This window comes from Brenneria sp. g21c3 (genome assembly GCF_040240345.1).
Lineage (GTDB): Bacteria > Pseudomonadota > Gammaproteobacteria > Enterobacterales > Enterobacteriaceae > Brenneria.
Window position 1 is genome coordinate 53,021 of record NZ_JBEIAB010000011.1, and the last position, 13,636, is coordinate 66,656.

Genomic DNA, 13,636 nt, shown 5'->3' on the forward strand with positions numbered 1-13,636 from the left:
GCTTTGTGCGAAATTGTCCCGAGATCCTGTTAGACTTAAGGACAAGATGTTACACCGTTTTATACCCGCCATACTTCAAGTCGCAGGTATATATTGGCTTCGGTTTTCTCACTCATTATGGCAGGACGATGACAATAATCACTCAGGTTGCACAACAGCGTAAGGCGCTGGAACAGGCGGTTGCTCAGGCTCTGGAGCTGGCGCGGGCGGGTTCGGATGCGGCGGAAGTCGCGGTGTCGAAAACGACAGGGATTGGCGTTAGCACCCGTTATGGTGAAGTTGAAAACGTTGAATTCAACAGCGACGGCGCGCTTGGCATTACGGTGTATCGCCAGCAGCGCAAAGGCAGCGCATCATCCACCGATCTTAGCCCGGACGCGATAGCCCGCACCGTACAGGCCGCGCTGGATATTGCCCGCTATACGTCCGTCGATCCGTTTGCCGGCCCGGCGGATAAAGATCTGCTGGCGTTCGAAGCGCCGGATCTGGATCTGTTTCATCCGTCGGCGTTGGATGCGGAGCGTGGCATCGAGCTGGCGGCCCGCGCCGAGCAAGCGGCGCTGCAAGCCGATAAGCGTATCACCAATACCGAAGGCGGCAGCTTCAACAGTCATTACGGCATCAAGGTGTTTGGCAATAGCCACGGCATGTTGCAGAGCTATTGCTCCAGCCGTCACTCCATGTCCAGCTGCGTGATCGCGGAAGTAAACGGGGATATGGAGCGCGACTACGCCTATACCATCGGCCGGTCGCTGGATGAACTGCGCACTCCGGAATGGGTCGGCGCGGAGTGCGCTCGCCGCACCCTGTCGCGTTTGTCCCCGCGCAAGCTGCCCACCATGCAGGCGCCCGTCCTGTTTTCCGCCGAGGTGGCGACCGGCTTGTTCGGCCATCTGGTCGGCGCGATCAGCGGCGGCAGCGTGTATCGCAAATCCACTTTCCTGCTGGATAAGCTGGGACAGCAGATCCTGCCTGAATGGCTGACGATTGAGGAGTTGCCGCATCTGCGCAAAGGATTGGCCTCCACGCCGTTTGACAGCGAAGGGGTGCGCACCAGCCGGCGCGAAATAGTGAAAGACGGCGTGCTGCAAACCTGGCTGCTGACCAGCTACGCCGGCCGGAAACTGGGAATGAAGAGCACGGGTCATGCCGGCGGCATTCATAACTGGCGCATTGCCGGGCAGGGGCTGGATTTCGACGGCTTGCTCAAGCAGATGGGCAAGGGGTTACTGGTCACCGAACTGATGGGGCAAGGCGTGAGCGGCGTGACCGGGGACTACTCCCGCGGCGCTTCCGGTTTCTGGGTCGAAAATGGCGAGATTCAGTATCCGGTCAGCGAGATTACCATTGCCGGCAACCTGAAAGACATGCTGCGCAATATCGTGACCGTGGGGAATGACATTGAAACACGAAGCAATATTCAATGTGGTTCGGTATTACTGCCGGAAATGAAGATCGCGGGCGAGTAAGCGGCGCGGTTTAACGCCGAACAAGCCGGAGAGCGCGGCGCATTACTCTTCGTTAAATCCGGCTTCGAATAGCTCAACGACGGCGGCCAGCGCTTTCGCCTCATCCGGGCCGCTGGCTTCCACTTCGATCACACGGCCTTTGGCCGAGTCCAGCATCAGCATGGCGATGACGCTGCTGGCTTCCGCCTCGGTGCCGCTATCATTACGTAATTTCACTTCGGCATCAAAGCGTTGCACCAGTTCAAACAGTTGCATGGCGGGACGGGCGTGCATACCCAGCTTGTTTTTTATTTCAACGGATTGCCTGACGGTCATGATTATTTGCGTTTTTCCAGCGTGCGGTGGCGAGACTGGACATTCTTGCCGCGGGAACGGAAATAATCAGCCAGCTGTTCCGCAACATACACGGAGCGGTGTTTGCCGCCGGTACAACCAATGGCCACGGTCAGGTAGCTGCGGTTATTGGTTTCCAGCATGGGCAGCCATAGTTCCAGATAGCTGCGGGTCTGATAGATAAAATTATGGACTTCGGTATGTCGATCGAGGAAGGCGGCTACGGGCTTGTCCAAACCGGTCATCGGCCGTAATTTCGGATCCCAGTGCGGGTTTGGCAGGAAACGCACGTCAAACACATAATCGGCATCGATTGGAATGCCGTGTTTGTAGCCGAAAGATTCAAACACCATCGTCAGTTCGCGTTCCCGTTTGCCAAGCAGACGGGTGCGCAGCATTTCCGCCAGCTCATGCACCGACATCTCCGAAGTATCGATGATCAGGTCGGCGCGCGAACGCAGCGGCTCCAGCAGATCGTTTTCTTCATCGATGGCGCTTTCCAGCGACAGATTCTTGCTGGACAACGGGTGCAGACGGCGGGTATCGCTGTAGCGGCGGATCAGCGTATTGCGATCGGCATCCAGAAACAGCAATTGCGGCGAGAAGCTTTGCGGCAACTGCGCCATCGCGTGCTCGAATATTTCCGGCGACTCCGGCATATTACGCACGTCAATGCTGACCGCCGCAGAGATATTCCGCGCCGACAGCGTTTGAGCCAGTTCCGGCAGCAGAACCACGGGAAGGTTATCTACACAGTAGAATCCCATATCTTCCAGCGCGCGCAGGGCTACGGATTTTCCTGAGCCTGAGCGACCACTGACGATCATCAGCACCATCTGACCACTCCCCCCTGGCAACGTGATGGCGAACGAGCGTTGCCATTGTTCTTGTCATGATTGTTTCGGTAACGACGGTTTGTGCAATGAATGGTTATATCACGCTTATTACAGACTATGCCGACCTTTCTCATTGGTATCACCGCCGGACTTAACCGGCTTCCGTCATAATCTGATACAGTTCTTCATCGCTTTGCGCGGCGCGCAGGCGGCGACAAACGGTTTTATCAGCCAATCGTTTGGCTGCCAGCGCCAGCGTATGTAAATGGGTTTTACATTGTTCCGCCGGAACCAGCAAGGCAAAAAGTAAATCAACGCCTTGGTTATCAATGGCGTCGAACGCGACGGGCTGTTCCAACTGGATAAAGACCCCGATTGCTCCCAGCGCATCCTCTCCTTCCAGCTTGCCATGAGGGATGGCGATGCCATTTCCGATACCGGTGCTGCCCATGCGTTCACGAGTGAGCAAGGCGTCAAAAATAATCTGCGAAGACAGATTAAGCTGTTTGGCGGCCAGCTCGCTGATGATTTCCAAGGCCCGTTTCTTGCTCTGGCAAGGGACGGCGCTTCGGGTGCATTCGGGGCGTAACACGGTGCTGAGTTGCAAAATGGGCTCGTTGTTCATTTTATATTCACTTAACGACACGTTCACATCAGTTGAGCCGGGCCCATCGGTTTATGAGCCCGGTCTGTTCTCCGACCAAACGATCGGAGATGAAAATCAGTGCTGTTTGAGCTTGTCCTTATGCTTGTTCAACTGTCTGGCCAGTTTATCGATCAGTAAATCGATGGCGGCGTACATATCTTCCGCTTCAGATGTGGCATGCAGCTCTCCGCCATTAACATGGAGCGTGGCGTCGGCGATTTTTTGTACTTTCTCCACTTTAAGCACCACATTGACCTGGTTGATGCGGTCAAAAAATTGCTCCAACTTGGCAAACTTGGTATTCACGAAATCACGCAGAGGTTCGGTAAGTTCGATATGGTGTCCGGTAATGTTGAGCTGCATAGCGTCTTCCTTCTAGTTGAGATCAAACCAGCTGTTTACGTTGATTTGATGGTGGGATAGATAAAGACTCTCGATATTTCGCAACGGTACGCCGCGCCACAATAATACCCTGCTCGGAGAGCAGCGTGGTGAGCTTACTGTCGCTTAGCGGTTTGGCGGGGTTTTCCGCAGCGATTAACTTTTTGACCAGCGCCCGGATCGCCGTTGAGGAGGCTTCGCCCCCATTGTCGGTATTCACATGGCTGGAGAAAAAGTATTTTAGTTCAAAAATGCCGCGCGGACTGTGCAGAAACTTCTGCGTGGTCACGCGGGAAATGGTGGATTCATGCATATCCACGACCTGGGCGATATCAGCCAAAACCATCGGCTTCATGAACTCTTCGCCCTGATCAAAGAATGCCTGCTGCTGTTCCACGATGCAGCGGGTGACCTTGAGCAGCGTATCATTACGGCTTTCCAGGCTTTTTATCAACCAGCGGGCTTCCTGTAGATGGCTACGGATGAATTGACCGTCGCTGTCGCTACGCACGCTGTTGCCCAGCGCGGCATATTGCTGGTTAATCTGTAGCCGGGGAATGCTGTCGGTGTTCAGCTCAACCACCCAGCGGCCGTGAATTTTTCGCACCAGCACGTCGGGGATCACGTATTCCGACTCGCCGGTATTGATTGACTGGCCCGGACGCGGATCGAGGGACTGAATCAGCGCCAGCGCCTCTTTCAGCACCTCTTCTTTCAGCCGGGTGGCGCGAATCAGGCTGCGGAAATCGTGATTCGCCAACAGATCGAGGTGCTCGCTGACGATAAGCCTTGCTTCCGCAAGACGAGGGGTCTCGACGGCGAATTGGGAAAGCTGAACCAGCAGGCAATCGCGCAGATCGCGCGCCGCCACGCCGACGGGATCAAAACGCTGAACCCGCTTCAGCACCGCTTCGACTTCATCCAGCGTGACGTTTTCATCGCCGATGCTGTCAAGAATGTCTTCCAGCGGCACGGTGAGATAACCCGTGTTATCCACGGCATCGACGATGGATGTCGCTATCGCGGCGTCGGTATCGGAAAAAGGCGTCAGCTCGACCTGCCACATCAGATAGTCCTGAAGGGTCTGGGTGGTTTCACCCTGGTAGATCGGCAATTCCTCATCGCGATAATCGGTGCCGGTGCCGGACGGCGTGCCGGCGGAATAGATTTCATCCCAGGTCGCGTCAAGCGGCAACTCTTCCGGCATATCTTTTTGTTCGAGGGCTTCACCGGTATCCAGTGAATCGCTGTCCGTGGTCTCAAATGACTCTACTTCTTCGTGATTGTCCGTCTGCTCAAGTAACGGATTGCTTTCCAGCGCCAGTTGAATCTCTTGTTGCAGTTCAAGCGTGGACAGTTGCAGCAGACGGATTGCCTGCTGTAGCTGTGGAGTCATGGCCAGTTGCTGGCTAAGCCTGAGTTGCAAACCTTGCTTCATAAGTTGCGCTAAATTCCTTATATTCCGTTGTGTTTTCCGGTTATAGCGGCGCGTGTTCCGGTCTGAAATCCTGGAAAATCATGCGGTTGTCGCCTTGTTATACCTTGAAGAAAACGCCGGGAGCATTTTTTAACAACGCGCGGCGTCGGCCCCAGAAGACGGGCAGGGCAGCCCGCCATAGGACATGCAATAAAAACTCTACCCTATCAGAGTCTGAAGCCTTCGCCCAGATAGACGCGTTTTACCTGCTCGTCGGCCAGTATCTCCGCCGGTGAACCGTGAGCGATCAAATGGCCCTGACTGACGATATAGGCGCGCTCACAGACATCCAGCGTTTCGCGGACGTTATGATCGGTGATCAACACGCCGAGTCCGCTGTCACGCAGGTGTTCGATTATTTTTTTTATATCAATCACCGAAATGGGGTCAACACCGGCAAAAGGCTCATCCAGCAGAATGAATTTCGGATTCGCCGCCAGCGCCCTGGCGATTTCCACCCGGCGCCTTTCCCCACCGGAAAGCGATTGTCCCAGACTATCGCGCAAATGAATAATATGGAATTCTTCCATCAGTTCGTTGGCGCGATCCTGCTGCTGCTCGGCGGTCAGATCTTTGCGGATCTGCAATACCGCCATGAGGTTGTCATACACGCTTAAGCGGCGAAAAATCGAGGCTTCCTGCGGCAAGTAGCCGATCCCTCTGAGCGCGCGATCGTGCAGCGGAAGCAGACTGATGTCTTCGTCGTCAATCACGATCCGTCCTTCGTCGCGCGGAACGATGCCCACGACCATATAAAACGTGGTGGTCTTCCCGGCGCCGTTCGGGCCTAACAGGCCGACTATCTCACCGGAGTTGACGGTCAGGCTGACATCTTCCACCACCCTACGGCCTTTATACGCCTTAGCCAGGTTTTCTGCGATTAATGTTGCCATAAGTTATTCGGTGACTCGTGGTTTCTGTTGTTGAGAGTTGGGCGTTTGTCCCTTGTCGTCTTTCTGCTGCAACTGGGAAGGAACCAATACCGTGGTAACGCGTTTGCCCTTGTCGCTGAACGCCTCCATCTGCTGCTGCTTCACCAGATAGGTGATGCGATCGCCTTTGACGTTGCTATCCATCTGCTCCAGATAGGCGTTGCCGGTCAGGATCAGAAAATCATTGGCCAACTCGTAGCGAATCTTCTGGGCGCGGCCTTTTACCGGCTTGCCGTTGTCCTGCATTTGGTAAAAGGTGACCGGATTGCCGTAGCCTTCCACCACTTCGCGCCCCTGCGCGCCCTGCGGACGGGTGACCACCACCTTATCGGCTTTGACCTCAATCGTTCCCTGTTTGACCACCACGTTGCCGGTAAAGGTTACGGTGTTGCCTTGCATATCCAGAGATTGCTGCTCTGAATCAATGTGAATCGGCTGATTGCTATCTCCCGTCACGGCGAAGGCTGAAACGCTGGCGGCCAACAGCGAGCTGGCGAGCAGGGTGTTGCGCATCCGGTTATTTATTGTTTTGAATTTCATAAGAGGTTTTTACCTTTTCGATCAACTCGGCGGTCTTCTCACGCAGATTACCACGCATTTTCATTCCGTTAGAGGTGAAACTCGCGCCATACAGGGTGACCTCGTCGTCGGAAGAGACATCCTGCGTCGCCAGATTGACCTGAGCGTTGTCGGTTTTAATCCGCTCCAGTTGCGAATCATTCGTCAGGCTGTTGACCTCGACGTGACCATACAGATAGAGCATTTTGTCTTTGGTCAATTTGGCGCGATCGGCCCGCACCGACCAGGTGGCGGCGCCCTGTTCGTTAAACAGCGTGGCGACGGGCGTCGTGAACCAGCTCAACTGCTCTTCATCGAAGTACTCCGCTTTGTCGGCAATCAGTCGGTAGCTCAGCCTCCCGGCCGGGCTGTAAACCAGCGTGGTGGTTTTTTCGCTGGTGTAAACCGGTTTGACGTTAGCCGGGGTTTCCGGCGGCGACTCCGCATCCTGCCCGCTCAGATTCAAGCCGATCAAAATCAGCACCAGCAGTGCCAGCAAGGCCGTCAGCCAACGCTTTGCTTTACTCATATCGACAACCCTTTGGCATCTTCCAGCTTATCCTGCGAGAGCAGAATCAAATCGCAAAGTTCACGCACGGCGCCGCGTCCGCCGGCGATACGCGTGACATAATCGGCACGCGGCAGCAGCATCGGGTGCGCATCGGCCACGGCGACGCTTAAGCCCACCTGGGACATCACCGGCCAGTCGATCAGGTCGTCGCCGATATAGGCAACCTGAGCGGCTTGCACCGACAGTTTATCCAACAGATCGTTGAAGGCCAAAATCTTGTCCGACTGCCCCTGATAAAGATGCGTGATCCCCAGGGTCTTGCAACGATCGTCGAGCAGCTTGGCCGAACGGCCGGTAATGATGCCGACTTCGATCCCGGAAGTCAGCAAACAGCGGATGCCGTAACCGTCACGGACGTTGAACGCTTTCAGCTCTTCGCCCTGATTGCCCATGTAAATTAAGCCGTCGGACAGTACGCCATCCACATCGCAGATCAACAGACGAACATCACGGGCCTTATCCACTACCCGACGATCGACAGGTCCGTAACAGGTATCGATTTGCGCCCCGGTTTTACTCATTCAGGTTTATCCTTGGTTGTTTTTTATACGGCCGGGGCATCACACTACGCCGGCGCGCAGCATGTCGTGCATATGAACGATACCCAGCAGCCGGCTGTTCTCGGCGACCAGCAACGATGTAATATGGCGGGATTGCATCAGATTCAGGGCATCTACCGCCAGCGTTTGCGGCGTAACGCGAATGCCGCCCGCGGTCATCACATCAGCAATGCGCGCGCTGTTCAAGTCTATATTCATGTCGAAAATCCGGCGCAGGTCGCCATCGGTGAAGATCCCCTGAATGTTCATCTCCGCATCGCAGATTACCGTCATCCCGAGATTTTTGCGCGTAATTTCCAGCAGCGCGTCGCGCAGGGAGGCGTCCAGGGGAACGTGCGGGATCTCGTCGCCCGAGTGCATAATATCGCTGACGCGCAGCAAAAGTTTGCGTCCCAGCGCGCCGCCGGGATGGGATAAGGCGAAATCCTCCGCGGTGAAGCCGCGCGCCTGCAAGAGCGCCACCGCCAGGGCATCGCCCATCACCAGCGTGGCGGTGGTGCTGCTGGTCGGCGCCAACCCCAGCGGACAGGCTTCCTGCGGAACGTGAACGCATAAATGGATGTCGGCGGCTTTACCCATGGTGCTGTCGGGATTGCCGGTCATACAGATCAGGAATATTTTCTGGCGTTTCAATACCGGGATCAGCGACAAAATCTCATTGGATTCGCCGGAGTTGGAAATGGCGATCACAATATCATGCGGGGTGACCATGCCCAGATCGCCGTGGCTGGCTTCCCCTGGATGAACGAAAAAGGCCGGAGTGCCGGTGCTGGCGAAGGTGGCGGCCATCTTGCAACCGATATGGCCGGATTTCCCCATGCCCATCACCACCACTTTCCCCTGACAGTAGAATATCTTTTTACAGGCCTGGGTGAAGTTGTCGTCGATGTAGCGATCGAGCTGCGCCAGTCCGTCGCGTTCGATGTTCAGAACCTGTTTGCCCGCCTGTTGAAAATCAAAACCGGGTTGTAGTTCAAAATGTGACATAGCTGGATAATCCTGCTTGTTTTGATGTTCTGGTTAGGAAAAAAAGAACAATACCGAAAGGTAAACGACGAAAGCGCACAATAAAAGCGCGCCGGCGCCCTGTCCGATGCGGCGTTTCCTGCTGAGGCAAAGCGCGGTCAGCAGCGCGCTGGCCCCCAGCATCACCCAGTAATCGCGCTGGAATGCGAGCGGATTAAGCACGCCCGGAGAAAGCAGCGCCGGTACGCCCAGAACGATCGCGATGTTAAAAATATTCGAGCCGATCAGATTGCCCAGCGCAATATCATCTTCTTTTTTCAGCGTACCAACAATCGCCGTCGCTAACTCCGGCAGGCTGGTGCCGATCGCCAGCACGGTCAGGCCGATGGTCAGTTCGCTGATATTGAAATGGCGGGCGATCACGGTGGCGTTGTCGATCACCATGCGGGCGGCCATCGGCAGAATAATCAAGCCGAGGATGAGCCATAAAATGGCGACCGTCTGATTACTGTCTTCCTGCGGCAGCTCCGCCATTTGCTCCCGGGTCAGGCTGTCGGATCCTTCCTGCTGGGCCAGACGCGTCATTCTGAACATCAGCAAGACGAACAGCGCGGCGGCGATCAGCAGTATCACGCCGTCGATGCGGCTCAGGTAGCTATCATGCAGCAAAAAACCGCACAAGACGGTGACCAACAGCATAAGCGGGAATTCGCGGCGCAACAGCTCGGAATGAACCGTCAACGGACGAATCAGCGCCGCGCTGCCGAGGATTAACAGAATATTCGCTATATTTGAACCCAGAACATTTCCCACGGTCATATCGATCTGCTGGTTTAACGCCGCCGTGACGGACACAATCAGTTCGGGCAGGGAAGTGCCGAAACCCACGATGGCGATGCCGATAATCAGCGGGGAGATACCCAGGGAACGCGCCAGCACCGCGGCGCCATAGACCAGACGATCGGCACCATAAACCAGTAAAACTAAACCAACTATCAAGAGTACTGTTGCAAAAAGCATGCAGCGTCCTTTATTGAGGTATAATCACCGGTTTATTAGCCATATAAACCAGCCGTTCTGGACGAAATCTGAACGAAAAGGGTGCTTCTCATCATTAGCGCTAATTCTGACTGTGTGAGACGGAAAAGTAAAACCTATGGCGGTTTTGTTCCGCTCCTTTGGACAAGAACGCGCCGTAATTTTTTGTAAAACTCGGCCCACAAACAAGGTCAGCCGTTACGCTTTACAGTGGCGTTCACATTACAGTTATTCGTCAAACAGCGACGAATATACGTAACATGCTGATTGGTAAGGAACATAAGATAATGGACCATGAGATTACTAATCTGGTTGAAATTCGCGGTCTGAGTTTTCGTCGCGGGAAACGACAGATTTTCACCGATATCACGCTCAATGTCCCCAAGGGGAAGGTCACCGCCATTATGGGGCCGTCCGGTATTGGTAAAACCACGTTGCTGCGTCTGATTGGCGGGCAGATACCGCCGGATAGCGGCGAGATCTGGTTCGACGGCGACAATATCCCGGCGCTTTCGCGCTCGGCGCTGTATGAGTCCCGTAAAAAAATGAGCATGCTGTTTCAGTCCGGCGCGTTATTTACCGATTTGAACGTGTTCGATAATGTCGCCTGGCCGCTGCGCGAGCACAGCCGTTTGCCGGAGCCGCTGTTACGCAGCACCGTGCTGATGAAGCTGGAAGCGGTGGGCCTGCGCGGCGCGGCCGACCTGATGCCCGCGGAGCTGTCCGGCGGGATGGCGCGCCGCGCCGCGCTGGCGCGGGCGATTGCGCTCGATCCGCAACTGATTATGTTTGACGAGCCTTTCGTCGGGCAGGACCCGATAACCATGGGAACGCTGGTGAAGCTGATCGATGAGCTGAATCACGCATTGGGCGTCACCTGCATCGTGGTTTCACATGATGTGCCGGAAGTGATGAGCATTGCCGATTACGCCTACATCATTGCCGATCGGCAGGTCATCGCCGAAGGCACGGCGGCGCAGTTGCAAGTGAACGACGATTCGCGCGTTCGCCAGTTTCTGGACGGCGTTGCTGATGGGCCCGTTCCTTTTCGCTATCCGGCGGGTGATTATAAAACCGCGCTGTTAGGTTCGGTTGGGGGTTAAAAAATTCATGTTTTTACAGGCATTGGCGTCGCTCGGACGTCAGGGAATAGCGACCTGCGCTTCTTTTGGCCGCGCCGGACTGATGCTGTTTAATGCATTAGTGGGCAAGCCTGAATTCAGGCGGCAGTGGCCGCAGTTGATCAAACAGCTTTATAGCGTGGGCGTGCAGTCGCTGCTGATTATTATGGTGTCCGGCCTGTTTATCGGTATGGTGCTGGGGCTGCAAGGTTATCTTATTTTGAACACCTACAGCGCCGAGGCCAGCCTGGGCGTGATGGTGGCCTTGTCGTTGCTGCGGGAACTCGGCCCGGTGGTGACGGCATTATTGTTCGCCGGTCGCGCCGGGTCGGCGCTGACGGCGGAGATCGGCCTGATGAAGGCCACCGAGCAGTTGTCCAGTATGGAAATGATGGCCGTCGATCCGCTCAGGCGCGTGGTCGCGCCGCGCTTCTGGGCCGGCGCGATCAGCATGCCGCTGCTGTCGATCATCTTCGTCGCCATCGGCATCTGGGGCGGGGCGCTGGTCGGCGTGAACTGGAAAGGCATAGACAGCGGGTTTTTCTGGTCGGCCATGCAGGGAGCGGTCGAGTGGCGGCAGGACATACTGAACTGCGTGATTAAAAGCGTCGTTTTCGCCATTACCGTGACCTGGATTGCGCTGTTTAATGGTTATGATGCGATTCCTACTTCAGAAGGGATCAGCCGTGCAACGACCCGTACCGTCGTGCATTCATCATTAGCGGTATTGGGATTGGATTTTGTGCTGACAGCACTGATGTTTGGGAACTGAGTCGATGCAAACGAAAAAAAGTGAAATCTGGGTTGGCGCATTTATGTTGATTGCGCTGTGCGCCATCATCTTTTTGTGTCTGAAAGTCGCCGATCTCAAGTCAATCGGCAGTGAGCCAACGTACCGTTTATACGCGACGTTCGACAATATCGGCGGCCTGAAAGCCCGTTCGCCGATCAAGATTGGCGGCGTGGTGGCCGGCAGAGTCGCGGATATTTCGCTCGATGAGAAAACCTACCTTCCTCGCGTGGCGATGGACATTGAGCAACGTTATAACCATATTCCGGACACCAGTTCGCTGGCGATTAGGACATCGGGTCTGTTGGGCGAGCAATATCTGGCGCTGAATATCGGTTTTGAGGATGAAGAGATGGGAACCTCGATCCTGAAAGACGGCGGGGTTATTCAGGATACCAAGTCCGCTATGGTGCTGGAGGATCTCATCGGCCAATTCTTATATAAGAGCGGCGGCAATAACGAAGATAATGCCGGTCAGGAAAATTCTGCGCCGGCCGCTACGGCGACGCCGGCGCCGCAGAACCAACCCGTTACTTCACATCCATAAGAGGATAGCTGTATGTTTAAACGTTTACTGATGGCAGCTCTGCTGGTGGTTGCGCCGTTAGCCAACGCCGTGGATCAAACCAACCCTTATCGTTTGATGAGCGAGGCGGCGCAAAAAACCTTTGATCGCCTGAAAAACGAACAGCCGCGTATCAGACAAAACCCGGATTATCTGCGCAGCGTGGTGCGTGAAGAACTGCTGCCGTATGTGCAGATCAGATATGCCGGGGCGTTAGTGCTGGGCCGTTACTATAAAGAGGCGACGCCGGCGCAGCGCGATGCCTATTTCAAAGCGTTTGAAGCCTATCTGGAGCAGGCATACGGTCAGGCTCTGGCGTTATATCACGGGCAGACCTACCAGATCGCCCCCGATCAGCCGCTGGGCGACGCCAATATTATTTCTATCCGCGTCACCATTATCGATCAAGGCGGCCGCCCGCCGGTGCGTCTTGATTTCCAATGGCGTAAAAACAGCCAATCCGGCAACTGGCAGGCTTATGACATGATTGCCGAAGGCGTCAGCATGATCACCACCAAGCAAAATGAATGGGCGGCGACACTGCGTCAGAAAGGCGTCGACGGCCTGACTCAGCAGTTGGAAGCCGCTGCAAAACAACCGATTACGCTGGATAAGCAAAACTGAGCAGAGTAAGAACGAATGGATAATGCACTGAGCTGGCAGTCGCAGCAATCAACGCTGGTTTTAACCGGCGGGCTGGATCGTGAAACGTTGTTGCCGCTCTGGCAGCAACGCGACCCGTTACTGGCCGATAAGACAACGCTGGATGTGTCCGGGCTAAGCCGCGTCGACTCCGCCGGCCTGGCCTTGTTGATTCATTTTTATTATCAACGTTCCCAAAACGGGGGAGAATTGAAAATTATCGGGGCGGGCGATCGGTTAAAAACGCTGATAGCGCTGTATAACCTGAAAGAAATCATCCCTGTCGAGCCGGTTGCATAGCCAGTCTCTTATGCGTATCTCCTTCAGGCGTTAGACATCTATCCCATCGCTTTCAAGCCGCTGGCGGCCGACCCGCCTGCGGCTTGAAAGATGAAGGGGCGGGGCTTTTTCTTTGTTTAAGATAGCGCCGGTTTCATCTAATATACCAACCTGTTTATCATCCCCCCCAGACATAGAAATCGAGAGCGATGGAAAATAATGAAATTAAAGACGTGCTGATGAATGCATTGGCACTGGACGAAGCCCACGTATCGGGCGACGGCAGCCACTTTCAGGTGATTGTTGTGGGTGAGCTGTTCGCCGGAATGAACCGGGTGAAGAAACAACAGGCCGTTTATGCTCCGTTGATGGAATATATCGCCGATAACCGTATTCACGCTCTGTCGATCAAGGCGTATACGCCGGAAGAATGGCAGCGTGACCGCAAGCTTAATGGTTTTTAAGCCAGTGG

18 protein-coding genes are annotated in these 13,636 nt (G+C 55.1%); 7 read left to right on the plus strand and 11 right to left on the minus strand.

Annotated features, from left to right (window positions below):
* The first annotated feature begins 128 nt into the window (after positions 1-128).
* Entirely contained in the window at positions 129-1,469 is a 1,341-nt protein-coding gene (pmbA, locus tag ABRZ28_RS16085) for a metalloprotease PmbA (protein ID WP_319605157.1), read from the plus strand.
* Positions 1,470-1,511: 42 nt separating this feature from the next.
* Here the strand turns inward: pmbA and npr are convergent, their stop codons facing one another.
* The 11 genes from npr to ABRZ28_RS16140 all read right to left on the minus strand — a co-directional run bounded on the left by npr (position 1,512) and on the right by ABRZ28_RS16140 (position 9,749).
* The gene (gene npr / locus ABRZ28_RS16090) at positions 1,512-1,784 is read right to left on the minus strand and encodes a PTS phosphocarrier protein NPr (RefSeq protein ID WP_330520899.1); all 273 of its coding nucleotides are present in this window, start codon (positions 1,782-1,784) and stop codon (positions 1,512-1,514) included.
* A gap of 2 nt (positions 1,785-1,786) precedes the next feature.
* Positions 1,787-2,638, minus strand: a complete 852-nt coding sequence (rapZ, locus tag ABRZ28_RS16095; RefSeq protein WP_319605159.1) for an RNase adapter RapZ — start codon at positions 2,636-2,638, stop codon at positions 1,787-1,789.
* Positions 2,639-2,789: 151 nt separating this feature from the next.
* The gene (gene ptsN, locus ABRZ28_RS16100) at positions 2,790-3,263 is read right to left on the minus strand and encodes a PTS IIA-like nitrogen regulatory protein PtsN (RefSeq protein ID WP_319605160.1); all 474 of its coding nucleotides are present in this window, start codon (positions 3,261-3,263) and stop codon (positions 2,790-2,792) included.
* 96 nt (positions 3,264-3,359) lie between these two features.
* Positions 3,360-3,647 (minus strand): ribosome hibernation promoting factor, encoded by a 288-nt coding sequence (hpf, locus tag ABRZ28_RS16105; protein WP_319605161.1) that lies wholly within the window; start codon positions 3,645-3,647, stop codon positions 3,360-3,362.
* A 22-nt stretch (positions 3,648-3,669) separates the two neighbouring features.
* Entirely contained in the window at positions 3,670-5,103 is a 1,434-nt protein-coding gene (gene rpoN, locus ABRZ28_RS16110) for an RNA polymerase factor sigma-54 (RefSeq protein ID WP_319605162.1), read from the minus strand.
* A 206-nt stretch (positions 5,104-5,309) separates the two neighbouring features.
* A complete protein-coding gene (gene lptB / locus ABRZ28_RS16115; RefSeq protein WP_319605163.1) occupies positions 5,310-6,035 on the minus strand; it encodes an LPS export ABC transporter ATP-binding protein in 726 nt (241 codons plus the stop codon).
* A gap of 3 nt (positions 6,036-6,038) precedes the next feature.
* Entirely contained in the window at positions 6,039-6,614 is a 576-nt protein-coding gene (gene lptA / locus ABRZ28_RS16120; protein ID WP_319605164.1) for a lipopolysaccharide ABC transporter substrate-binding protein LptA, read from the minus strand.
* A complete protein-coding gene (lptC, locus tag ABRZ28_RS16125; RefSeq protein WP_330520900.1) occupies positions 6,592-7,161 on the minus strand; it encodes an LPS export ABC transporter periplasmic protein LptC in 570 nt (189 codons plus the stop codon). The genes lptA and lptC overlap by 23 nt, the downstream gene beginning before the upstream one ends.
* A complete protein-coding gene (gene kdsC / locus ABRZ28_RS16130) occupies positions 7,158-7,724 on the minus strand; it encodes a 3-deoxy-manno-octulosonate-8-phosphatase KdsC (RefSeq protein ID WP_319605166.1) in 567 nt (188 codons plus the stop codon). Before kdsC ends, lptC begins: the two co-directional genes overlap by 4 nt.
* Positions 7,725-7,763: 39 nt before the next feature.
* On the minus strand, positions 7,764-8,750 hold the full coding sequence (gene kdsD, locus ABRZ28_RS16135) for an arabinose-5-phosphate isomerase KdsD (protein ID WP_319605167.1): 987 nt from the start codon (positions 8,748-8,750) through the stop codon (positions 7,764-7,766).
* 33 nt (positions 8,751-8,783) lie between these two features.
* Positions 8,784-9,749 (minus strand): calcium/sodium antiporter, encoded by a 966-nt coding sequence (locus ABRZ28_RS16140; RefSeq protein ID WP_319605168.1) that lies wholly within the window; start codon positions 9,747-9,749, stop codon positions 8,784-8,786.
* 305 nt (positions 9,750-10,054) lie between these two features.
* Between ABRZ28_RS16140 and mlaF the strand changes: the two genes are divergently transcribed.
* From mlaF to ibaG, 6 genes are all read left to right on the plus strand, one after another.
* Positions 10,055-10,870: a phospholipid ABC transporter ATP-binding protein MlaF gene (gene mlaF / locus ABRZ28_RS16145; RefSeq protein ID WP_330520901.1), complete on the plus strand. Its 816-nt coding sequence runs from the start codon at positions 10,055-10,057 to the stop codon at positions 10,868-10,870.
* A 7-nt stretch (positions 10,871-10,877) separates the two neighbouring features.
* A complete protein-coding gene (gene mlaE, locus ABRZ28_RS16150; RefSeq protein WP_319605170.1) occupies positions 10,878-11,660 on the plus strand; it encodes a lipid asymmetry maintenance ABC transporter permease subunit MlaE in 783 nt (260 codons plus the stop codon).
* Positions 11,661-11,664: 4 nt separating this feature from the next.
* Positions 11,665-12,225 (plus strand): outer membrane lipid asymmetry maintenance protein MlaD, encoded by a 561-nt coding sequence (mlaD, locus tag ABRZ28_RS16155; RefSeq protein ID WP_319605171.1) that lies wholly within the window; start codon positions 11,665-11,667, stop codon positions 12,223-12,225.
* 12 nt (positions 12,226-12,237) lie between these two features.
* On the plus strand, positions 12,238-12,867 hold the full coding sequence (gene mlaC, locus ABRZ28_RS16160; protein ID WP_319605172.1) for a phospholipid-binding protein MlaC: 630 nt from the start codon (positions 12,238-12,240) through the stop codon (positions 12,865-12,867).
* A 15-nt stretch (positions 12,868-12,882) separates the two neighbouring features.
* A complete protein-coding gene (gene mlaB / locus ABRZ28_RS16165; protein WP_319605173.1) occupies positions 12,883-13,185 on the plus strand; it encodes a lipid asymmetry maintenance protein MlaB in 303 nt (100 codons plus the stop codon).
* A 188-nt stretch (positions 13,186-13,373) separates the two neighbouring features.
* Entirely contained in the window at positions 13,374-13,628 is a 255-nt protein-coding gene (gene ibaG, locus ABRZ28_RS16170) for a BolA family iron metabolism protein IbaG (RefSeq protein WP_319605174.1), read from the plus strand.
* Positions 13,629-13,636 lie beyond the last annotated feature (8 nt).

What these genes read in the sequence shown, in the direction of transcription:
- lptA (WP_319605164.1), bottom strand. Translation starts at nt 6,614, where the DNA reads ATGAAATTCAAAACAATAAATAACCGGATGCGCAACACCCTGCTCGCC.
- ptsN (WP_319605160.1), bottom strand. Translation starts at nt 3,263, where the DNA reads ATGAACAACGAGCCCATTTTGCAACTCAGCACCGTGTTACGCCCCGAA.
- rapZ (WP_319605159.1), bottom strand. Translation starts at nt 2,638, where the DNA reads ATGGTGCTGATGATCGTCAGTGGTCGCTCAGGCTCAGGAAAATCCGTA.
- npr (WP_330520899.1), bottom strand. Translation starts at nt 1,784, where the DNA reads ATGACCGTCAGGCAATCCGTTGAAATAAAAAACAAGCTGGGTATGCAC.
- mlaC (WP_319605172.1), top strand. Translation starts at nt 12,238, where the DNA reads ATGTTTAAACGTTTACTGATGGCAGCTCTGCTGGTGGTTGCGCCGTTA.
- kdsC (WP_319605166.1), bottom strand. Translation starts at nt 7,724, where the DNA reads ATGAGTAAAACCGGGGCGCAAATCGATACCTGTTACGGACCTGTCGAT.
- ibaG (WP_319605174.1), top strand. Translation starts at nt 13,374, where the DNA reads ATGGAAAATAATGAAATTAAAGACGTGCTGATGAATGCATTGGCACTG.
- mlaD (WP_319605171.1), top strand. Translation starts at nt 11,665, where the DNA reads ATGCAAACGAAAAAAAGTGAAATCTGGGTTGGCGCATTTATGTTGATT.
- lptB (WP_319605163.1), bottom strand. Translation starts at nt 6,035, where the DNA reads ATGGCAACATTAATCGCAGAAAACCTGGCTAAGGCGTATAAAGGCCGT.
- rpoN (WP_319605162.1), bottom strand. Translation starts at nt 5,103, where the DNA reads ATGAAGCAAGGTTTGCAACTCAGGCTTAGCCAGCAACTGGCCATGACT.
- lptC (WP_330520900.1), bottom strand. Translation starts at nt 7,161, where the DNA reads ATGAGTAAAGCAAAGCGTTGGCTGACGGCCTTGCTGGCACTGCTGGTG.
- mlaF (WP_330520901.1), top strand. Translation starts at nt 10,055, where the DNA reads ATGGACCATGAGATTACTAATCTGGTTGAAATTCGCGGTCTGAGTTTT.
- pmbA (WP_319605157.1), top strand. Translation starts at nt 129, where the DNA reads ATGACAATAATCACTCAGGTTGCACAACAGCGTAAGGCGCTGGAACAG.
- ABRZ28_RS16140 (WP_319605168.1), bottom strand. Translation starts at nt 9,749, where the DNA reads ATGCTTTTTGCAACAGTACTCTTGATAGTTGGTTTAGTTTTACTGGTT.
- mlaE (WP_319605170.1), top strand. Translation starts at nt 10,878, where the DNA reads ATGTTTTTACAGGCATTGGCGTCGCTCGGACGTCAGGGAATAGCGACC.
- hpf (WP_319605161.1), bottom strand. Translation starts at nt 3,647, where the DNA reads ATGCAGCTCAACATTACCGGACACCATATCGAACTTACCGAACCTCTG.
- kdsD (WP_319605167.1), bottom strand. Translation starts at nt 8,750, where the DNA reads ATGTCACATTTTGAACTACAACCCGGTTTTGATTTTCAACAGGCGGGC.
- mlaB (WP_319605173.1), top strand. Translation starts at nt 12,883, where the DNA reads ATGGATAATGCACTGAGCTGGCAGTCGCAGCAATCAACGCTGGTTTTA.